General features: G+C 71.3%; 20 protein-coding genes. 13 read left to right on the top strand and 7 right to left on the bottom strand.

The features are described 5' to 3' along the window. Positions 1–2 precede the first annotated feature (2 nt). Genes ABZS66_RS05130 through ABZS66_RS05120 form a run of 3 tightly spaced genes read right to left on the bottom strand, consistent with a single transcriptional unit; the run spans position 3 to position 3,993 of the window. On the bottom strand, positions 3–1,514 hold the full coding sequence (locus ABZS66_RS05130) for an AMP-binding protein (RefSeq protein ID WP_354755307.1): 1,512 nt from the start codon (positions 1,512–1,514) through the stop codon (positions 3–5). Next, on the bottom strand, positions 1,511–2,776 hold the full coding sequence (locus tag ABZS66_RS05125) for a cytochrome P450 (RefSeq protein ID WP_354755306.1): 1,266 nt from the start codon (positions 2,774–2,776) through the stop codon (positions 1,511–1,513). The genes ABZS66_RS05130 and ABZS66_RS05125 overlap by 4 nt, the downstream gene beginning before the upstream one ends. Further along, positions 2,773–3,993, bottom strand: coding sequence for a cytochrome P450 (locus ABZS66_RS05120; RefSeq protein ID WP_354755304.1), 1,221 nt, complete (start codon positions 3,991–3,993; stop codon positions 2,773–2,775). Before ABZS66_RS05120 ends, ABZS66_RS05125 begins: the two co-directional genes overlap by 4 nt. Before the next feature lie 148 nt (positions 3,994–4,141). On the opposite strand from ABZS66_RS05120, the gene ABZS66_RS05115 reads away from it, so the two are divergent. The 6 genes from ABZS66_RS05115 to ABZS66_RS05090 all read left to right on the top strand — a co-directional run bounded on the left by ABZS66_RS05115 (position 4,142) and on the right by ABZS66_RS05090 (position 9,528). Next, positions 4,142–4,510: an acyclic terpene utilization AtuA family protein gene (locus tag ABZS66_RS05115; RefSeq protein WP_354755302.1), complete on the top strand. Its 369-nt coding sequence runs from the start codon at positions 4,142–4,144 to the stop codon at positions 4,508–4,510. 355 nt (positions 4,511–4,865) lie between these two features. Continuing rightward, complete coding sequence (locus tag ABZS66_RS05110) at positions 4,866–6,047, top strand: ABC transporter substrate-binding protein (protein WP_354755300.1); 1,182 nt, start codon at positions 4,866–4,868, stop codon at positions 6,045–6,047. 83 nt (positions 6,048–6,130) lie between these two features. After that, the gene (locus tag ABZS66_RS05105) at positions 6,131–7,021 is read left to right on the top strand and encodes a branched-chain amino acid ABC transporter permease (protein ID WP_354755298.1); all 891 of its coding nucleotides are present in this window, start codon (positions 6,131–6,133) and stop codon (positions 7,019–7,021) included. After that, entirely contained in the window at positions 7,018–7,965 is a 948-nt protein-coding gene (locus tag ABZS66_RS05100) for a branched-chain amino acid ABC transporter permease (protein WP_354755296.1), read from the top strand. Before ABZS66_RS05105 ends, ABZS66_RS05100 begins: the two co-directional genes overlap by 4 nt. After that, positions 7,962–8,819 carry an ABC transporter ATP-binding protein gene (locus ABZS66_RS05095; RefSeq protein ID WP_354755294.1) on the top strand — a complete coding sequence of 286 codons (858 nt, stop codon included), beginning with the start codon at positions 7,962–7,964 and terminating at the stop codon, positions 8,817–8,819. The genes ABZS66_RS05100 and ABZS66_RS05095 overlap by 4 nt, the downstream gene beginning before the upstream one ends. Beyond that, positions 8,812–9,528, top strand: coding sequence for an ABC transporter ATP-binding protein (locus tag ABZS66_RS05090; protein ID WP_354755293.1), 717 nt, complete (start codon positions 8,812–8,814; stop codon positions 9,526–9,528). The genes ABZS66_RS05095 and ABZS66_RS05090 overlap by 8 nt, the downstream gene beginning before the upstream one ends. Before the next feature lie 40 nt (positions 9,529–9,568). Here the strand turns inward: ABZS66_RS05090 and ABZS66_RS05085 are convergent, their stop codons facing one another. Beyond that, on the bottom strand, positions 9,569–10,321 hold the full coding sequence (locus tag ABZS66_RS05085) for an FCD domain-containing protein (protein WP_354755291.1): 753 nt from the start codon (positions 10,319–10,321) through the stop codon (positions 9,569–9,571). Positions 10,322–10,420: 99 nt separating this feature from the next. Here ABZS66_RS05085 and ABZS66_RS05080 point away from each other — a divergent pair, with 99 nt between their 5' ends. Further along, entirely contained in the window at positions 10,421–11,209 is a 789-nt protein-coding gene (locus tag ABZS66_RS05080) for an enoyl-CoA hydratase/isomerase family protein (RefSeq protein WP_354755289.1), read from the top strand. A 17-nt stretch (positions 11,210–11,226) separates the two neighbouring features. Here ABZS66_RS05080 and ABZS66_RS05075 read toward each other — a convergent pair whose 3' ends face one another. Genes ABZS66_RS05075 through ABZS66_RS05065 form a run of 3 tightly spaced genes read right to left on the bottom strand, consistent with a single transcriptional unit; the run spans position 11,227 to position 13,943 of the window. After that, positions 11,227–11,988 carry a crotonase/enoyl-CoA hydratase family protein gene (locus ABZS66_RS05075; RefSeq protein WP_354755287.1) on the bottom strand — a complete coding sequence of 254 codons (762 nt, stop codon included), beginning with the start codon at positions 11,986–11,988 and terminating at the stop codon, positions 11,227–11,229. 6 nt (positions 11,989–11,994) lie between these two features. Further along, positions 11,995–12,753: an SDR family NAD(P)-dependent oxidoreductase gene (locus ABZS66_RS05070; protein WP_354755285.1), complete on the bottom strand. Its 759-nt coding sequence runs from the start codon at positions 12,751–12,753 to the stop codon at positions 11,995–11,997. A 32-nt stretch (positions 12,754–12,785) separates the two neighbouring features. Beyond that, positions 12,786–13,943, bottom strand: coding sequence for a thiolase family protein (locus ABZS66_RS05065; protein ID WP_354755284.1), 1,158 nt, complete (start codon positions 13,941–13,943; stop codon positions 12,786–12,788). Between the two features lie 84 nt (positions 13,944–14,027). On the opposite strand from ABZS66_RS05065, the gene ABZS66_RS05060 reads away from it, so the two are divergent. Genes ABZS66_RS05060 through ABZS66_RS05035 form a run of 6 tightly spaced genes read left to right on the top strand, consistent with a single transcriptional unit; the run spans position 14,028 to position 18,731 of the window. Continuing rightward, positions 14,028–15,173 carry an acyl-CoA dehydrogenase family protein gene (locus tag ABZS66_RS05060; protein WP_354755282.1) on the top strand — a complete coding sequence of 382 codons (1,146 nt, stop codon included), beginning with the start codon at positions 14,028–14,030 and terminating at the stop codon, positions 15,171–15,173. Then, positions 15,170–15,697 carry a hypothetical protein gene (locus tag ABZS66_RS05055; RefSeq protein WP_354755280.1) on the top strand — a complete coding sequence of 176 codons (528 nt, stop codon included), beginning with the start codon at positions 15,170–15,172 and terminating at the stop codon, positions 15,695–15,697. The genes ABZS66_RS05060 and ABZS66_RS05055 overlap by 4 nt, the downstream gene beginning before the upstream one ends. Before the next feature lie 5 nt (positions 15,698–15,702). Continuing rightward, positions 15,703–16,476, top strand: a complete 774-nt coding sequence (locus ABZS66_RS05050; protein ID WP_354755278.1) for an SDR family NAD(P)-dependent oxidoreductase — start codon at positions 15,703–15,705, stop codon at positions 16,474–16,476. Further along, positions 16,473–16,937 carry a nuclear transport factor 2 family protein gene (locus tag ABZS66_RS05045; RefSeq protein ID WP_354755276.1) on the top strand — a complete coding sequence of 155 codons (465 nt, stop codon included), beginning with the start codon at positions 16,473–16,475 and terminating at the stop codon, positions 16,935–16,937. The genes ABZS66_RS05050 and ABZS66_RS05045 overlap by 4 nt, the downstream gene beginning before the upstream one ends. Continuing rightward, on the top strand, positions 16,934–17,680 hold the full coding sequence (locus ABZS66_RS05040) for an SDR family oxidoreductase (protein ID WP_354755275.1): 747 nt from the start codon (positions 16,934–16,936) through the stop codon (positions 17,678–17,680). The genes ABZS66_RS05045 and ABZS66_RS05040 overlap by 4 nt, the downstream gene beginning before the upstream one ends. Positions 17,681–17,690: 10 nt before the next feature. After that, positions 17,691–18,731 (top strand): LLM class flavin-dependent oxidoreductase, encoded by a 1,041-nt coding sequence (locus ABZS66_RS05035; RefSeq protein ID WP_354755273.1) that lies wholly within the window; start codon positions 17,691–17,693, stop codon positions 18,729–18,731. The last annotated feature ends 51 nt before the right edge of the window (positions 18,732–18,782 follow it).

Genomic DNA, 18,782 nt, shown 5'->3' with positions numbered 1-18,782 from the left:
GCTCACGTCGCCTCCGTCGCGGCAATCTGGGCGACCAGCCGGTGCTTGAGCACCTTGCCGGTCGCTGTGCGGGGCAGCGACGCCACGATGCGGGCGCGCCGCGGGCGCTTGTAGCCGGCGAGCCGGCCGTGGGCGTAGGCGAGGACGTCCGCCTCGGTGAGCGCGCGGCCGGGGCGGGGCACGACCACGGCGGTGACGACCTCTCCCCACGACCGGTCCGGCAGGCCGACGACCGCGACGTCGGCCACGTCGGCGTGCTGGCGGAGCACCTCCTCGACCTCGCCCGGGTTGACGTTCTCGCCGCCGGAGATGATGAGGTCCTTGATCCGGTGCGTGACGAACAGGTAGCCGTCGGCGTCGAGGTAGCCGCCGTCGCCGGTGCGCAGCCAGCCGCCGGGGCCGTACAGCTCGGCGGTGGCGGCGTCGTCGCGGTGGTACCCCGGGGTGTTCTGCGCGGACCGGGTCCAGATCTCGCCGGGCCGGCCGGGCGGCAGCTCCGCGCCGGTGCGCGGGTCACGCACCGAGATCGCCACCCACGGGTACGGGCGGCCGACCGACCCGGTGCGCGGGTCGAGCGGGTCGACCTCGCCCGCGTCGAGCTGGGTGATCGCGCCGGTGGTCTCGGTCAGCCCGTACACATGCAGCAGGCGGCAGCCGAAGACGTCGGTGGCGGCCCGGCGGGTGCGCGGGTCGATCGGCGCCGCGCCGTAGATGATCGTGTGCAGGTCCGGGAGTCGCGTGGTGCCGGCGAGCGCACACATCCGCTCGATCATCGTCGGCACCAGGAACGTGTGCGTGATCCGCTCGGTCCGCAGCGTCACCAGCAGATCGGTGGGCGCCGCCGACGTGGCCACGATCGTCCTGGCCCCGGCGTGCAGCCCGGCGAGGCCCCAGCCGAGCCCGCCGACGTGGAAGAGCGGGGTCGCCAGCAGGCTCACCGAGCCGGCGCCGAGGTCCCAGGCCAGTGCCGCCCGTGGTACCTTCGCGGCGAGATTGGCGGCGGTCAGCAGCACGCCCTTGGGCGCGCCGCTCGTGCCCGAGGTGTAGATCTGCAGCACGACGTCGCCGGGTGCCGGCTCGGGCCGCCGCGCCTCGGCCGGCGGGTGCTGGTCGGCGAGCCATCGCTCGTACCAGTCGGACGGGCCGATCCGCAGGTGCGCCCGGCCGCTGGTGCGCTCGAGCAGTGCCGCCGCCGGGCCGGCGTACGCCTCACCGCTGACGAGGGCCGTCGCGCGGGCGTCGCGGGCAACGGTCAGCAATTCGTCCTCGGTGAGCCGCCAGTTCATCGGGACCAGCACGAGCCCGGCGCGGACGCAGCCGAGCAGCAGTTCGAAGAGCTCGATGCCGGGTGGCAGCAGGGCGAGGACCCGGTCGCCGGGCGCGCATCCGGCGGCGACGAGCCCGGCGGCGACACGCTCCGCCCGGTCGTCGAGCGCCGCGAATGTGAGCGACCGGTCGCCGAACACCAGCGCGGGGTCCTGCGCCCGGCCGCCGAGCCACCCGTACGAGGTCATGCCCGGCTCACGCCGAGGTCGGTCGGCAGGTGCTGGATTGCCCGGAGCATCGCGCTGCCGCCGTAGGCGATGTCGCCGGCGCGCAGCCGCGCCCGGGGGAACCGCGTGACGAGCGTGGTGAACACGATCTCGCCCTCGAGCCGGGCGAGCGCCGCGCCGAGGCAGTAGTGCGGGCCGAAGGCGAGCGACAGGTGCTCGGCGCGGTTGGGGCGGGTGATGTCCAGCCGCCCCGGGTCGTCGAACACCTCAGGGTCGCGGTTGGCGGCGCCCATGACGACGATGACCGTCTCGCCGGCGTGGATCGGCTCGCCGGAGATCTCGAAGTCGGCGGTGGCGAGCCGGGGCAGGTAGTGGTGCGGGCTGTCGTAGCGCATCAGCTCGTCGATCGCGCCGCGCACCAGACCCGGGTCGGCGACGAGCATGTCCCACTGCTCGCGATGCCGCTGCAGCGCCAGAAACCCGTTGCCGAGCAGGTTCGTGGTGGTCTCGCTGCCACCGAAGAGCAGCACGAGGTACGTGGCGATGAGCTCGTCCTCGGTCATCGCCTCACTGTCGCGGCCGTCGAGGAGCAGCCGCGCAAGTTCCGGGCCCTCGCCGGTTGTCCGCACCCGGTCGATCATGGCGGTGAGGTAGCCGATGAACGCGTCGAGCGCCGCATCGGCGCGGCGCAGCGAGCCCTCGTCGACGCTCATGAACGCGGCGATGGCCGTGGACCAATCCTTGATCATTTCGCGGTCGTGCTGCGGCACGCCGATGAGGTCGCAGATGACCCGGACCGGCAGCTGGTCGGCCAGCTCGGTCTTGAGGTCGGGGTCGTCGTGCGCGAGCATGTCGGCTACGAGGTCGTCGACGTGTGCCTGGATCGCGTCGCGCAGCTCGGCGATCCGCCGCGCGGTGAACGCCCGCGACGAGATCCGCCGCAGCCGGGCGTGGGTCTCGCCGTCGGTCCGGCTCATGAACAGCGCCTCGAAGTCCATGATCTTGAAGAAGATCTCGTGGTGCGCGAGTGGCAGCCGGGAGATGATGCCGTCGGGCAGCGTGCCGTGCCGGTAGCCGTTGTTGCTCAGCGGGTAGGCGCCGCCCATCACGGCCTTCACGTCGCGGTGGCGGGTCAGCACCGTGGCCGGGCCGCCGGACCAGCGCACGATGCCGGTGCCCCGCTGCCACCGCTCGTACATGGGGTACGGCCAGGCGATCGTCGCCGGGTCGGCGGCGAAGAACGCGGTGATCTCCTCGTCGCGCTGGGCCAGCGTGGCGGTCATCGCAGCACCAGCGCCTCGCCGCGGCGCGGGCCGGGCGTGAACGTCGCCGGGATCCGCCGCCAGCCGGTGTTGGTGCCCTGGTGCGGGTACGGTTCGACGCGGTCGAGGTCGATCACGTAGTCCGGCATCCGTCCGAGGACCTGACCGATCAGCTCGCGGGCCATCGCGCGGCCCAGGTGGGAGCCGGCGCAGCGGTGCACGCCGACGCCGAAGGCGGTGTGCCGGTTGGGCCACCGCTCGATGTCGAGTGTGTCGGGGTCCTCGAATTGGCTCGGGTCGCGGTTGGCGGAGGCCCAGGCGAGCAGCACCCGGTCACCGGTGTGCACCGGGCAGCCGTGGAACTCGGCGTCCTTGGCCACAGTCCGCGCGAGGGCCTGGGTGGGGGAGAAGTACCGCAGGAACTCCTCGATCGCCCGCTCCTGCTTCTCGGGATGCTCGATCAGCGTCTGCCGCACGTCCCGGTGCTGGTAGAGCCATACGAGGGTCTGGCTGACCAGGGACGCGGTGGTGCCGACGCCGCCGGCGAGCAGCAGCTCGACCATCGAGAAGACCTCTTCGTCGCTGACCGGGCGGTCGTCGACCTCCTGGTGCACGAGGTAGCTGATGACGTCGTCACGCGGCTCGGCCCGGCGTGCCGCGATGACCTCGCGCATCTGCTGCGAGCAGTAGGGCATCTCGACGGTCGTCGCCTTGACGTACTCGTCGCTGCCCGGCACCGCGGTCAGCGTCGCGTGGTGCAGGAACGAGTAGCGGTGCCAGTCGGCCACCGGCAGGCCGAGCCAGTCGACGGTCACGATCGACGGCACGCCGATGACCTGCGAGAAGTCGCACTCGCCGGTCTCGATGACCTCGTCGATGAACCAGGTCGTGTACTTCTCGACCAGCCCGGTCATGCGCTGCACGGCCACCGGCGACGTGATCGGGTTGATCAGTTTGCGCCACTTGCGGAACTCGGGCGGATCGATCTCGATCGGGATGTGCAGGTGCATCGGCGTCTTCGGGATGACGACGGTGAGCCCCTCGCCGCCGTAGGAGTTCCGCGCCGACGAGAAGACCTCGTCGTCGCGGGCGGCATCGAAGACGCTGTCGTAGCCGGACATCACCCAGTAGCCGCCGTGCGCCTCGGTCCAGGCCACCGGGCACTTCTCGCGCAGTGCCCGGTACGACCCGACGGGGTCGCGCGAGTGGGCCTGCGAGTTGTGATCGAACTCCGCCACCAGTCGTTCTATGTCTTCGGTCATGAGGTTCCGCCTCCAGCCTTACCCCGCTTGACGTGATAATGGTTATCCTAGATTTCTACCGTGTCAACGCCGGGCGCGCCAGGAGGCATGCGGATGTCCGAGGATCTTCCACGTTGCGGTTCGGTTGTGGCCCGGCGTCCGCCAACGACCGGCTGAGCAGGCCACGGCGCTGGCCCAGCTGCGCCGGCTCGCCGACCCCGCCGCCGGGCAGGACGAGCGCATCGGGGCGCTGGTCCCGCTGCTCACCGGCGACCTCGGCCGCGGCGGGCGGGTCGTGGAGCCGACCGTCGAGTGCCTGGAGGCGGACGCGCAGATCGTGGTGGGCGGCAGGCTCGCCGACCCGTCGCTGTTCGTCGGGCCGATCTGCCACGCGGCTACCCGGCGGAGATCCGGCTGCGCCTCGCGGTGCGCGGCTTCTCGCTCGACTGCGTGCGGGCCGCCACCGACGAGGTCGAGTACCTCTACTTCGGCTCGGCCGGCGGCGGGGTCGTGATCGGCGTGGCGCGAGCGCTTCGGGTCGCTCGTGCTCGGCGACGTCACCCGCTACGAGATCCCGTCGGCCCTCGGCGGCCGCAGCGTCGGGCTGGCAGCGCATCCCGACCTGGCTCACCCCGGGGAGCGCGCCGGATCGCCGGTCGCGCCATAAACCGCCGCGTGCCGCCGGAGCCTGGACATCCGGACTGTTCGATGGCAATCGACATAATATGCCCGAGTCCGCTTTACCCTTCCGTAACGCGCCTGCGCAACGTCTTTAACGCAGCCCTAGACAAGTGTGAGCTCGGCCTCTACCTTTAACGCACCATGACAATCATGCGCATGATATTCAGTTAGTCGGGTGGAGGATAGCGATGAGCGGACGACTCGGGGGGCTCCTGCGGGGCGGCACCGCCCTGTTCACAGCCGGTTTACTGTTGACCGCCGCGGCTTGCGGCGACAGCGCGGGCGACACGGGCTCGAGTGGCTCTAGCGCCAGCCTGCCGAGCGAGATCAAGGTCGTCTCCACGAATCCGGAGACCGGTGCGGCGGCGTTCGCCGGCCTCGCCGCCAACAAGGGCTACGAGGTCGCGATCCAAGAGATCAACGATCAGCACTACCTGGGCGCGAACACCAAGCTCGTTCTGGACAAGCAGGACACGACAGGCAAGATCCAGACCGCCGCCAGCCAGGCGACGTCGGCCGTCGCGGACAAGTCGTACACGGCGATCTTCGGCTCGGTCTCGAGCCAGGAGTCAGTGGCGCAGGCGCCGATCGCCGACAAGTCCAAGATGCCGATCATCTTCACGCAGGCCGGTAGCGACGGCGTCGTCATCGGTGACTACACCTTCCGGGTCACCCCACCGATGAGCAGCTACTACCCGAAGATCGCCGACTACATCAAGGCACAGCACATCACCAAGCTCGCGATCATCTACGCCGCCTGGACGCCGACGCTCAAGGAGATCGGCGAGAAGACCCTGCCGGGCCTCGCCTCCCAGGCCGGGTTCACGGTGGTGTCGAGCATCGGCACGCAGCAGACCACACAGGACTTTACCGCGCCGATCTCGCAGGCCCTGGCGAAACAGCCCGACGGCATCGCCATCCTGCAGGTGGGCGCGGCGAACCCGACCGCGATGACCCAGCTGCGCCAGGCCGGCTACAAGGGCCCGGTGCTCGGCAACTCCGGCGCCAGCGCCGGCAATCTCACCCCGGCCGGGGCCAACGGCGCCGGCATGACCTGGGTCGTGGACTACAGCTCGCAGAACAAGACCGAGTCGTCGGACAAGTTCGTCGCGCTGTACCAGAAGAAGTTCCCCAGCGAGACGCCGCTCAACTACGCCGCCGAGGCGTACGACGCGGCGTGGCTGCTGGCCCGGGGCATCAAAGAGGCCGGCAGCGCCGACCGCACGGCCATCATGCAGGGCATGAAGAAGACAGCCTCGGCCGGGTTCACCGGCGCCATGGGCCAGCTGAAGTTCGAGGGTAACGACCTGCGACTGCCCGGCGTGGTGGTGCAGTGGGACGGGACCAAGGAAATCCTGGTGACAGGGTGACCGCGACCACCAGCCCGAATTGACCCCGGTGCGGCGGCGTTGAGTACAGCGCCGCCGCACCGCCCGACCACTCAGGACTCGAGATGCTGCAGGACCTGATCAACGCGGTGGCACTGGGATCCATCTACCTGTTGTTCGCGCTCGGCATGAGCCTGGCGTGGGGAACCATCGGGATCCTCAACTTCGCGCACGGCTCGATCTTCATGTTCTCCGCCTTCACGGCGTACCTGATCGTCAACGCGGTCAAGCTGCCACTCGTCGCGGTCATCCTCATCGCGGCCATAGCCGGCGCGGTGATGTCCGTGGCCGTGCAAGTCCTCGCGTTCGAGCCGATCCTGCGCCGGGCCAAGGACTCCCGGGCGGCGGAGATGCAGATCCTGATCGGCGGTATCGGCGTCGCCGGGGTGCCGCTCGCCATCGCGCAGCACTACACCAAAAGCAACCCGTTCGGCTTCACGAACAGCAGTTTCAAGGTCGACACGTTCGACCTCGGCGGCGTGCGGATCACCAGCGTCCAGATCATCATCATCGCGCTGGCCCTCGTGCTCGGTGTCGGGATCGCGCGCTGGCTGCAGGTGTCGCGCCACGGCCTGGCGCTGCGCTCGATCGGCGTCGACCCCGAGGTCTCCTCGATCATGGGCGTCGACCGCCGGCGCCTCGCGCTGACCACGATGACGATCGCCGGAGCGCTCGCGGGGCTCGCTGGCGCGCTGCTCACGTACAACCTGGGCGCGCTTACCCCGGAGAGCGGCGAGACGCTCATCCTCAAGGCGTTCGCCGCCATCGTTGTCGGCGGTGTGGGCAGCATGGCCGGCGTCGTCGTCGGCAGCTACGTCCTCGCGATCGCCGAAACCGTCGTGCTCACCCAGACCTCCGGACTGTGGGTCGACGCCGTGTCGTTCGGTCTTATCTTCCTCGTACTGATGTTCCGCACCCAGGGCCTGTTCGGCCGCCGGGAGGTACGCCGGACATGACGAACTTCTACGACGCCAACCTGGTGCTCATCCAGAGCACCTTCGTCGGCCTGCTCATGGCGCTGAGCATCCAGGTGCCGCTGCGGATGGGCGTGTTCTCGTTCAGCGGTATCGGCTGTTACGGCGTCGCCGCCTACGGCGCGGCGATCCTCACCATCCGCTACGAGACCGACCCGCTCGTCACGATCCTGCTGTCGGCACTGGTCTGCGGGGTGCTGAACCTGCTGCTCGGCATGATGGTGAACCGGCTCGGCGGCCTGTATCTCGGCATGGCGACGGTGGCGTTCGACATGATCGTCAGCGTGGTCGCGACCAACGGCGGCGACCTGACCGGCGGCCCGACCGGCCTGTTCGGCGCGATCACCGACATCACGATGACGCAGGTCGTCGTCATCTGTGGGGTCGTCGTCGTGGCGCTGGCGCTCACCGAGCGCGGCCGGCTCGGTCGCCGGGTCGACACCGTCCGCGAGGACCCGGAGCTCGCCGCCGCGATGGGCATCCGCGTGCGCGACTACCGGCTCGCGTCCTTCGTCGTGAGCGGCGTCCTCGGCGGGGCAGCCGGCGCGGTCAACTCGCTGCTGCGCAGCACGGTCAGTCCGACCGACATCGGCTTCTCGCTGGTCGTGCTCGCCCTCACGATGATCATTATCGGTGGCGCCCGCTCGTGGCTCGGCGCGCTCATCGGCGCGGTCATCTTCACCTGGCTGCCCAGCGTTCTCGAGGTGGTCGGGCAGTGGCAGACCATCATCTACGGCGTGATCGTGGCGCTTGCCGCGGTCTACGTGCCGCGCGGCCTGGTCGGCCTCGCCACCGACGGCTGGCGGAGGCTGCGGCGACGGCAACCCGCGGATACGGTCGCGGTCGCCGACGACACCACGCCGGACCGCGAACTGGCGGCGCTGGAAAACCTGGCACAGGACACGAGCATGGGGCGAACGTCATGACGCGGGCAGGGGACTCCACCCGGGCTGCACAGGCGGCAGGGGCCACGGAAGCGGCCGGGGCGACGCAGGCGGACCGGGCCACCGAACCGGCCGGGAACGACCCGGTGGTGCTGGAGGCACGTGACGTCGCGGTTCACTTCGGCGGGGTGAAGGCCGTCGACGGGGTGTCGTTCCGGCTCACCGCCGGCAAGATTTTCGGCGTCATGGGCCCCAACGGCTCGGGGAAGAGCACGCTGCTCGGCGCGATCACCCGGCTCGTCCCGCTCACCCGCGGCGAACTGCGGCTGGACGGCGAGCCGTTCCACCACGTGCCGGCCGCGGGGGTGGCCCGCCGCGGCGTCGCGCGGACCTTCCAGACGGTCCGCCTGCTGTCCGAGCTCACCGTGCTGGAGAACGTCCAGCTCGGCGGGGACCTGCGCGCCGAGGGCCCGTGGTTGCGCCGGGTGCTCGGGCGCGGCGGCGCGTCGGGCGCGGTCCGGGACGCGATCGAGCGCACCCGCCTCACCGGGCTGGAGCACGTGCGTCCGGGCGAGCTGTCGTACGGTACGCAGCGGCGCGTCGAGATCGCTCGTGCCTTGGCCATGCGGCCGCGACTGCTGCTGCTCGACGAGCCGACCGCCGGCATGAACCAGAGCGAGCGCCGGGAGATCGCCGGCCTCCTGCGCCAGCTGCGCGGCGAGGGGCTCACCCAGCTGCTCGTCGAGCACGACGTCCAGATGATGATCGACACCTGCGACTACGTGCTGACGATGAACTTCGGCGCGCTCATCGCCGAAGGCTTGCCGGACGCCGTCGTGCGCGATCCCGCGGTACAGCAGGCATATCTCGGGAAGAAATGGGGCAGCCATGCTTGAGATCAACGACCTGCACGCGGGCTACGGAAAGGTCTCCGCGGTCCGCGGGATCAGTCTGTCGGTCCGGCCCGGCAGCGTCACGCTCGTGCTCGGCGCGAACGGCGCCGGTAAGACCACGACGCTGCGGACGGTCGCCGGGCTGCACCCGCCGGCGTCCGGCGAGGTGGTGCTCGACGCGGCCCGGATCACCGGCATGGCGGCGCACAAGTTGGTGCGCAAGGGCATCGTCCTGGTGCCCGAGGGGCGTCGCGTGTTCGCGCCGCTGACGGTGCAGGAGAACCTGCGCCTCGGTGCCTACACCGCGCACAACCGGACGAAGGAGAACCTGGAACGGGTCTACGCGATGTTCCCGATTCTCGCGGAGCGCCGCGACGGCGCAGCCGGCCTGCTCAGCGGCGGCGAACAGCAGATGCTCGCGTTCGGGCGGGCGCTGATGTCCGAGCCACGCGTCATGCTGCTCGACGAGCCGTCGATGGGGCTCGCGCCGGCCATGGTGGAGCTCGTCGCCGAGCACGTACGGCGGATGGCCGACTCCGGCATCGGCGTGCTCATGGTCGAGCAGAACGCCGAGGTCGGGCTGGAGGTCGCCGACGAGGTCGTGGTGGTCGCCCGGGGCGAGGTCGGCTACAGCGGACCCGCTTCGACGGCGCGGTCGCACGCCTCGGTGCTCCGCGCGTTCCTGGGCGAGGCGGCGCTGGCCGGTGCATGAGTGCCGTCCGGTGGGGCGGCCCCGGCGGCCGCCCCGTGCGTCAGCCCATGCGGTCCCAGCGGATCACCTGGTCGAGCACCTCTGGGAACTTGCGCTCCGCGTAGGTGACGTAGGCCTGGATGTGCTCGCGCATCCGGTCCTCCGAAGCCGCGGCGTCGTGTGCCAGCAGCGCCTGGTAGATCTCGTCGTGGGCCTTGAGGATCGCGACCCGTCGCGGCGCCGGGTAGTCGATGCCGATGACGGTGCCGTCCATGATGCCCAGCAGCGAGTCGACGATGTAGCCGAAGAGCGGGTTGCCCGAGGACCAGGCGATGATGTCGTGGAAGCGCTTGTTGGCCTCCAGGAACGTCATCTGGTCGTCGAGGTTCTCCCGCATCTGCTCGATCGTGCCGCCGAGGTCGGCGAGCGACTCGTCGTCCATCCGCTCGGCCGCGAGGCGGCTGATCATCGGCTCCATCGCGGTGCGCACCTCGACGATGCTGCGGAACGGCGCGTCCTTGAGCTGCATGAGCAGCACCAGGGTGCTGGCCAGGTGCGACGCGTCCGGGTCCTGCAGCACCGGGCCGCCACGCGGGCCGGGCTTGAGCGCGATGACGCCCTGGAACTCCAGCAGCCGCAACGCCTCGCGCAGCGTGCCGCGGCCCGTCTGGTACTTCTCCAGCATCGTGCGCTCGGGGAGCAGCAGGTTGCCGGGCCTGAGTCGGCTGGCGATGACGTCACGCATGATGCGCTGAGCCACCAGCATGGCGGCCTTCTGCGGCCGGGTGGCGCCGTTCATCGATGCGGATCTCACCTCACTGCTCATAGTAGGCCAGCCTTATCTCTCGGTGGGAACTCATTGATGACGACAGTTTGACATTTCAAGATCCATGTATAACATTAGCATAGATTGGTGCCGAATGAAAGGACCTACAAGGTGGCCGACGTCGACACCGAGTGGCGCGGCGACGCGCTCTGGATCCGGCTGAACCGGCCGGAGCGCCGCAACGCCTACGACGCGCCGATGGCCGCCGCGATCGGCGCCGCCCTGGAGGACGCGCCCCGCGCCCGGGCGGTCGTCATCACCGGCTCCAGCGGCAGCTTCTGTGCCGGCGGCGCCCTGACCACGCTGAGCCGGCCGACGACGGGGGAGATGCGCGCGCTGTATGCGACGTCGATCCGGCTCTTCGACGCGATCCGGTCCTGTCCCCGGCCGGTGATCGCCGCGGTCAACGGGGCGGCGGCCGGCGGCGGCAACGAGCTCGTCGTCGCCTGCGACCTCGCGGTCGCGGCGCGTTCCGCCACGTTCGGCCAGACCGGGCCGCGGGTCGGCAGCGCGCCGGTCACCGGTGCCACCAACGTCATGGGCGTGCAGATCGGCGAGAAGCGGGCGAAGGAGTTGGCGCTGCTGTGCCGGCGGTACTCCGCCGAGGACGCCTGGCGCATGGGGCTGGTCAACGCGGTGGTCGACGACGACGCACTGGAGGACACCGTCGACGGCTGGGTGGACGAGCTGTCGGCGCTCAGCCCGCGCTACCTGGAGATCACGAAGATCAGCTCGAACATCTGGTGGAACGCGGCCCGCGACTCGTTCAGCACCGGGGTCGGCATGCTCGTGCAGGCGCTCGCCAGCCCCGATCTGGCCGAGGGCGCGACCGCGTTCCTGGAGAAGCGCCGGCCCCGGTTCCCGCCGCCGGAGTGAACCGCCGCGAGCGGCGCTCAGCGCCCGCGCCACACCGGCTTGCGCTTCTCGCGGAAGGCCGTGGCGCCTTCCTTGGCGTCCTCGGAGGCACGGACCGGCTCGCTGATCGCGCGCTGGCGCTCGAACACCTCGTCGGCCGGCCAGCCCCGGGACTCGGCGAGGATCCGCTTCGTGGCCCGCACCGCGAGCGGGCCGTTCGCGGCGATCGCGGCGGCCAGTTCGACCGCCACGGCCAGCGCCCCGCCCGGTTCGGTCAGCCGGTTCACCAGCCCCGCCTCGGCCGCGCGCGGCGCGGGCACGAAGGCGCCGGTCAACGCCCACTCGGCGGCCAGCTGGGAGGGCACGCGCGCGGGTAGCCGGATCAGGCCACCCCCGGCGGCGACGAGCCCGCGGCGGACCTCCGGCAGCCCGAACACCGCCTCCCGGGAGGCCACCACGAGGTCGCAGGCGAGCACGATCTCGAACCCGCCCGCCACCGCATACCCCTCTACCGCGGCGATGAGCGGCTTCTCGGCGGGCCGCTCGACGATGCCGGCGAATCCGCGGCCCGGCACCGAGGGCCGCTCGCCGGCCAGGAACGCGGCCAGGTCCATTCCGGTGCAGAACGACTTCCCGGCGCCGGTGAGGATGCCGGCGGTCAGGTCGTCGCGGCGGTCCAGTTCGTCCATAGCCGCGGCGATTCCCTCGGCGGCCGCCGTGTTGATGGCGTTGCGGACCTCGGGCCGGTTGACGGTGACGACGAGGACGCCGTCGACCTCCTCGGTGAGCACGACGGACATGCCGGCCTACCGCGGTGCCATGCGGATCGCGCCGTCGAGGCGGATCGTCTCGCCGTTGAGCATCGGGTTGTCCACGATGTGCCGGGCCAGCCGTGCGAACTCCTCCGGACGGCCCAGCCGGGCCGGGTGCGGCACCTGCGCGGCGAGCTTGTCCTTGATCTCGTCGGAGAAGCGGCTGAGGATCGGCGTGTCGAACACCCCGGGCGCGATCGTGCAGACCCGGATGAGGCGGCTCGCGAGGTCCCGGGCGGCGACGATGGTCATGCCGACGACCCCGGCCTTCGCCGACGCGTAGGGGATCTGGCCGACCTGCCCCTCCCAGGCGGCGACCGAGGCGGTGAGCACGCAGACGCCGCGCTCGCCCTCGACCGGTTCGTTCGCGGCCATCCGCGCGGCGGAGAGGCGCAGGACGTTGAACGTGCCGACGAGGTTGAGCCGCACCAGCGACTCGTAGAGCTCCAGTGAGCCGGGGCGGCCGTCGCGCTCGACGAGCCGGACGGTGCCCCCCTTGCCCGCGCAGTGCACGAGCGCCCGCAGCGGCCCCAGCGCCACCGCCGTGTCGAGCGCCGCGTCGACGGCCGCCGGGTCGAGCACGTCGGCGGGCGCGAACGTCGCGCCGATTTCCTTCGCCACGGTCTCCCCGGACGAGGTCGGCAGGTCGAGGACGACCACGGCGGCGCCCGCGGCGATGAGCTCACGCGCGGCCGCCAGCCCGAGGCCGGACGCGCCCCCGGTGACGACGGCACTTGCTCCGGTCAGATCCACCGGGTCCTACCTTTCTGCCTGTGGGGTCGTGGTCAGCCGATGCGTTCGACGAGGGTCGCGTTCGCCATGCCGCCGGCCTCGCACATGGTCTGCAGGCCGAGCCGGCCGCCGGAGGCCGCGAGGTGGTTGAGGAGCGTCGTCATGAGCCGGGCGCCCGACGCGCCGAGCGGGTGCCCCAGCGCGATCGCGCCGCCGCACGGGTTGAGCTTCCCGTCGGGCACGCCGAGTTCCTGCTGCCAGGCCAGCGGTACCGCCGCGAATGCCTCGTTCACCTCGAAGGCGTCGACGTCATCGACGGACACGCCGGCGCGCGCCAGGACGCGCCGCGTCGCCGGGATCGGACCGGTCAGCATGAGCGTGGGATCGTCGCCCACGATGCTGGAGGCGACGATCCGGGCCCGCGGGCGCAGCCCGAGGTCGGCGGCCCGCGCCTCGCTCATGAGCAGGAGCGCGCTCGCGCCATCGGTGATCTGCGACGAGTTGCCGGCGGTGACCTTCCAGTCGAGGTCGGGGAAGCGGGCGCGGTGCTCGTCGGTGGCGAAGGCCGGCCGCAGCTCGCCGAGGCGGGCGACGCTGGTGTCCGGCCGGATCGTCTCGTCGGAGGCGAGGACGCCCTCGATCGGCACGATCTCGGCGCCGAAGTCGGCCTTCGCGGCCCGCTCGTGGGAGCGTGCCGAGTACTCGTCGAGCTGCGCCCGGGTCAGTCCCCAGCGGTGCGCCACGAGCTCGGCCGAGACACCCTGCGGTACCAGATCGGGAAAGCGCGACCGGACCGCCGGCCCGAACGGGTCGGCCCCCATGCGCGCCGAGCCCATCGGCACCCGGCTCATCGACTCGACCCCGCCCGCGATCGCCACGTCGTAGAGGCCGGCCACGATGCCGGCGGCGGCGAACTCGATCGCCTGCTGGCCCGAGCCGCACTTGCGCTCGATCGTCACGGACGGCACCGAGACCGGGAAGCCCGCGGCCAGCCAGGCCTGCCGGCCCGGCGTGGCGGACTGCTCGCCCGCCTGGCTGACGCAGCCGACGAGCACGTCGTCGACGATGGCCGGGTCGATGCCGGTGCGGTCGATCAGTGCCGCCAGGACTCTGGCGAGCAGGTCGACCGGGTGGACGCCGGCCAGCGCACCACTGCTCTTGCCGCGACCCATCGGCGAGCGGACCGCGTCGATGATGACGGCTCCAGACATGACCCCTCCCGCACTTGACGAGCTATCCCTGAATACGAATATCATGTTTAGCACGGAGATGGTCCTGGCGGAAGGCGGTGTCGCATGGAGGATCGCGATCATGTGCGGGCGGTCGCGGCAGCCGTGGCCAGGGAGCGGTACGCACCGAAGGCGGCCGAGTGGGACGCGGCGCGCACGGCGGTGCCGGTCGACGAGCGCCGCTACCTCGGCTCGCTGGGCTTTCTCGGCATCGCACTCCCCGAACGGTACGGCGGCGCCGGTGCGCCGCTGCGCGACGCGCTCGTCGTCGTGGAGGAGCTGGCGAAGGAGTGCCGCCCGGCGGCGTTCCAGGTGTTCGAGGCCAATACCGGGCCCGCCCAGGTGGTCAACCTGCTCGGCACGGACGAGCAGCGCGAGCGGTTCCTGCCCGGGATCATCCGCGGCGACAACACGATGGCCGTCGCGATCTCGGAGGCCGACGCCGGTTCCGCGGCGACCGACCTGACCACGCGGGCGAAGTGCGTCGACGGGACCTACCTGCTCAACGGCGCCAAGCGGTGGATCTCCAACGGCGGTGAGGCCGACTATTACCTGGTGTACACGCGGCTTTCCGACGAGCGGGGTGCGAAGGGGGTCGGGGCGCTCATCGTGGAGGCCGACCGGCCGGGCGTCAGCTTCGGCAAGCAGGAGCGGCTCATGGGCTTCCGCGGCATCCCGTCTGCCGACATTCTCTTCGACGACGTCGAGGTACCGCAGGCCAATCTCCTCGTCGCACCGGGCGGATTCCGCAAGCTGTTCACCGCCTTCTCGATCGAGCGCCTCGGCAACGCCACGATGAGCCTGGCCATCGGGCAGGCGGCGCTTGACCGCACCGTCGCCTACGTGCAGCAGCGCCGCCAGTTCGGCAAACCGCTGATCGAGTTCCAGGCGGTGCAGATGGCCCTCGCCGACATGGTCCTTCAGGTCGAGGCGGCCCGCCTGCTCATCGACCGCGCCGCGGAGCACGCCGGCATCGGCCTGCCCGTGCCGTTCGAGGTGTCGGTCGCCAAGGCCACCGCGAACGAGATGGCCAAGCGGGTCACCGACCTGGCGATGCAGCTGCACGGCGGCAACGGCTACACCGAGGAGTACGGCATCGAGCGGCTGCACCGCGACGCGCACGGCTGGGCGCTCGCTGGCGGAACCCCGACGATGCAGCGCATCAGGATCGTGTCCGAGCTGCTCGGACGTACCTTCGACCAGAGGCGGTGACAGTCGTGGGCCGGATCGGCGTCGACGACCTCGAGGACCTGCGTTCGCTACGCATGGACGATGACGGGCGCACGGAGCTGCTGCGCGTCGCCACGGAGTGCGTGTTCGTCTTCAGCGAGCCCGGCGGCTGGCCCGGCGGAGTCGTGATGAGCTTCCTGTTCGAGGAGGGGAAGTTCTGGCTCACCGCGGTCGCCGGCCGCACGCACGCCGAGGCCCTGCGGCTCGACCCGCGGGTGACGGTGGTGGTGTCGAGCCAGGGCACTCCGTTGCAAGGCCGCCGGATGGTCGCGGTCCGCGGCGTCGCCGTGGTGCACACCGACCGGGCCACCAAGGAGTGGTTCCTGCCGCGGTTCGCCGCGAAGGTGGGCGCGGCGGCGTCCGAGGAGTTCGTCCGGCTGCTCGACAGCCCGAAGCGGGTCGTGTTCGAGGTGACGCCCGTGCGGATCGCCGCCAGCCACGACTCGCGCAAGATGCCCGGCGACGGCCGCGGAGGGCCGCGCGCAGAAACCAGCACGGAGGAGTAGGAACTATGGTTCGTCGATTCGACAGTCGGGTCGCCGCTGTCATCGGTGGCGGATCCGGGATGGGCCGGGCCATTGCGCAGCGGCTGGGCGCCGAGGGCGCGTTCGTCCATGTGGCGGACCTGTCCGGCGACGCGGCCAAGACCGTGACCCAGGAGATCGTCGACGCAGGCGGCAAGGCGAGCGCCGAGCAGCTCGACGCCACCGACACCGAGGCTCTGGCGGCGTTCTACGCCCGGGTCGAGGACCAGCACGGGGTGCTGCACGTGCTGCACCACCAGGTCGGCATGCCGGGTCCGGCCGGCATCGACGTGTCGCTCGCGGACTGGCAGCGCAACATGGACGTCAACGTCAAGAGCGCGTGGTACGCCACGACGCTGGCGATGGGCCTGCTGCGCCAGGCCGACCGGAAGGGCTCGATCACGATGACCGCGTCCACCTCGGCGCTCATCGGCTCGCCATACAGCCCGATCTACTCGCTGACGAAGGGCGCGCTGGTCGCGTACACGCGGGCCCTGGCGCTCGTCGGCGCGCCGGACGGGATCCGGGTCAACATCATCTGCCCCGGACCGGTCGACACGCCGATGCTGCCGCAGTTCTTCGGACGGGAGCCGGGTGCCGACATCGCCGACCTGATGGCCAACTTCATCGCGCTGGTACCGCTCGGCCGCCCGGCGCAGCCGGCCGAGATCGCCGGCGTGGTCGCGTTCCTGGCCAGCGACGACGCCGGCTTCGTGACCGGCGTGACGATCCCGGTCGACGGCGGGCTGGTGGCGAAATGACCGCGCCCGTCGCCGACCCCGATCTGTCCGCCCGGGCCGCGCAGGTGCTCTACGCGTACGCCCGCGCCGTCGACGAGGGCGACCTGGACGCCCTCGAACGGCTCGCATACGAGGACGTGGCGCTCACCCGGGTCGACGGCACCCGGCATGGCCGGAAGGCTTTCCTCGACCTGTACCGCGGGTTCCGCGACGCCAACCTGCGCGGCAGCAAGCACGTCGTGACCAACGTGCAGGCGTTCCCGGAGGATGGCGGGCCGCTCGTGCGGGCGCGCGCGTACTTCGCCGCGACGATGTTCGATGCCGACGGCACCCGGGTCGTCGTCGGACAGTACGCCGACACGATGCGCGACGACGGCGACGGCCTGCGCTTCGTCCACAAGCGGATCACCGTGGAGCGGGTCGTCCCGCTGGCCGCCTCGACCGCGGAGTGGGCCGGCGTGACACCCAAGGCCGCGTCGTGAGCGGTTCGCAGCGTGGCGGAGAGGCCGGAGGTGTCGTGGTCACCGGGGCGGCGCGCGGCATCGGCGCCGCCATCGCGGCCCGCTTCGCCGAGGCCGGCTACCGGGTGGTGGGCGTCGACCTCGACGGCGCCGGGCTCGGCGAGCACGCCGTCGTCGGCGATGTGCGCGACGAGGCGGTGCTGGAGAAGGCGTGCGCGCTGGCGGGCGGGGCTCCGAGAGGGCTGCGGGCGTTCGTCGCCAACGCGGGCGTCACGGCGCCTGGCGCCTCGGCGGACTACCCGCTCGCGGACTGGGACCGGCTGATGGGGGTGCACGCCACCGGCGCCTTCCTCGGTGCCCGCACTGCGGCCCGGCACATGGCCGGCGGCGGCAGCATCGTCATGATCTCGTCGGTGAACGCGCGGTTCGGCTTCGCCGAGCGCGCCGCCTACTGCGCCGCCAAGGCCGCCGTCGAGGGCCTGGTCCGGGCGCTCGCCGTCGAGTGGGCGCCGCGCGGCATCCGGGTCAACGCTGTCGCGCCCGGCACGGTGGCCACCCCGATGCAGGCCGACATGATGCGGGCCGGGTACGCATCGCCGGAACTGTACCTGTCACGAGTGCCGCTGGGCCGGTTCGGCCGCCCCGGCGAGATTGCCGACGCCGTCGAGTACCTCAGCTCGGAGCGCGCCAGCTACATCACCGGCGTCACGCTGCCGGTCGACGGCGGCTGGCAGGCCCTCGGGCTCCCCGTTCAGGCCTCTTAGGAGAACCACCATGGTCCAGGTCGGCCTACTGCTCAGCGACGTGCCCGCCAGCGTGCCGCCCGCCCAGCAGTTCCACGACATCCGGCGCATCGTCGCCGCTGCGCAGCACAACGGCTTCACCTACATCGCGATCGGCCAGCACTTCCTCTACGGCGACCTGCGCTGGCTGCAGCCGGTACCGCTGCTGGCCCGCCTCGCCGCGGACGTCGACCCGCACGTCCGGCTGGTCACCCAGATCCTCGTGGCGCCGCTGTACCACCCGGTGCACCTCGCCGAGGAGATCGCGACCCTCGACATCGTCACCGAGGGCCGGCTGGTGTTCGGCGCCGGGCTGGGCTATCGCGCGGAGGAGTTCGACTATCTCGGCGTGCCCTACAAGCAGCGGGCGTCGCGCTTCGACGAGATCCTGGAGCTGCTGCCGCGACTGTGGAGCGAGGACGAGGTCACGTTCCACGGCCGGCACTGGACGCTGGAGGGGGTCAAACCGCACATCCGGCCGGTGCAGCAGCCGCACCCGCCGCTGTGGATCGGCGCGCACAGCCTGCCGGGCGCGCGGCGCGCCGCGAAGTACGGCGACGGCTACGCCTGTCCGCCGGAGACCCCGATCGCGGAGATCGTGGAGCGGTACCGCACGGTGCGCGACGGCTGGGCCGAGCGGGGCAAGCCGTTCACACCTCAGCCGTTGCGCCGCAACATCCTCGTGGCCGACTCCACGGAGGAGGCGGTCGTCGAGTACGCCCGGGTCGCGCAGGGCCGCTACATCACGTACGCCCAGCGCGGGCTCGACGTCATGACCGGCAGCGGCATCGAGGACGACTTCGCCAAGGCGGTCGCCGGCCACGCGGTGCTGGGCACCGACGACGAGGTCGCCCGGCGCCTCGTCGACCTCGTCACCACGCTGCCGGTCGACCCGCTGCTGGTCCGGCCGCAGTGGCCCACGATGGACGCCGACGAGACCATCGCCGTGATCAACCGGCTCGGCAAGACCGTCGTCCCCGCGGTGCGCGCGGTGACGCCGACGACCGTCCTGCCGGCGCTCGGCGACGTGTGACCATTGCGTTTCGTGTAGATGCATATCATAATCATGATTAAGCTACGGGCG

Origin of the sequence: Dactylosporangium sp. NPDC005572, from assembly GCF_040605515.1 — a bacterium.
Classification (GTDB): domain Bacteria; phylum Actinomycetota; class Actinomycetes; order Mycobacteriales; family Micromonosporaceae; genus Dactylosporangium.
Note: the sequence above shows the minus strand (reverse complement) of the source record. Positions and strands in the feature narration are given on the sequence as shown.

Coding starts and splice junctions, on each gene's coding strand:
- ABZS66_RS05090 (WP_354755293.1), top strand. CDS start 8,812: ATGCTTGAGATCAACGACCTGCACGCGGGCTACGGAAAGGTCTCCGCG.
- ABZS66_RS05060 (WP_354755282.1), top strand. CDS start 14,028: ATGGAGGATCGCGATCATGTGCGGGCGGTCGCGGCAGCCGTGGCCAGG.
- ABZS66_RS05130 (WP_354755307.1), bottom strand. CDS start 1,514: ATGACCTCGTACGGGTGGCTCGGCGGCCGGGCGCAGGACCCCGCGCTG.
- ABZS66_RS05100 (WP_354755296.1), top strand. CDS start 7,018: ATGACGAACTTCTACGACGCCAACCTGGTGCTCATCCAGAGCACCTTC.
- ABZS66_RS05105 (WP_354755298.1), top strand. CDS start 6,131: ATGCTGCAGGACCTGATCAACGCGGTGGCACTGGGATCCATCTACCTG.
- ABZS66_RS05125 (WP_354755306.1), bottom strand. CDS start 2,776: ATGACCGCCACGCTGGCCCAGCGCGACGAGGAGATCACCGCGTTCTTC.
- ABZS66_RS05045 (WP_354755276.1), top strand. CDS start 16,473: ATGACCGCGCCCGTCGCCGACCCCGATCTGTCCGCCCGGGCCGCGCAG.
- ABZS66_RS05095 (WP_354755294.1), top strand. CDS start 7,962: ATGACGCGGGCAGGGGACTCCACCCGGGCTGCACAGGCGGCAGGGGCC.
- ABZS66_RS05075 (WP_354755287.1), bottom strand. CDS start 11,988: ATGTCCGTCGTGCTCACCGAGGAGGTCGACGGCGTCCTCGTCGTCACC.
- ABZS66_RS05110 (WP_354755300.1), top strand. CDS start 4,866: ATGAGCGGACGACTCGGGGGGCTCCTGCGGGGCGGCACCGCCCTGTTC.
- ABZS66_RS05035 (WP_354755273.1), top strand. CDS start 17,691: ATGGTCCAGGTCGGCCTACTGCTCAGCGACGTGCCCGCCAGCGTGCCG.
- ABZS66_RS05050 (WP_354755278.1), top strand. CDS start 15,703: ATGGTTCGTCGATTCGACAGTCGGGTCGCCGCTGTCATCGGTGGCGGA.
- ABZS66_RS05065 (WP_354755284.1), bottom strand. CDS start 13,943: ATGTCTGGAGCCGTCATCATCGACGCGGTCCGCTCGCCGATGGGTCGC.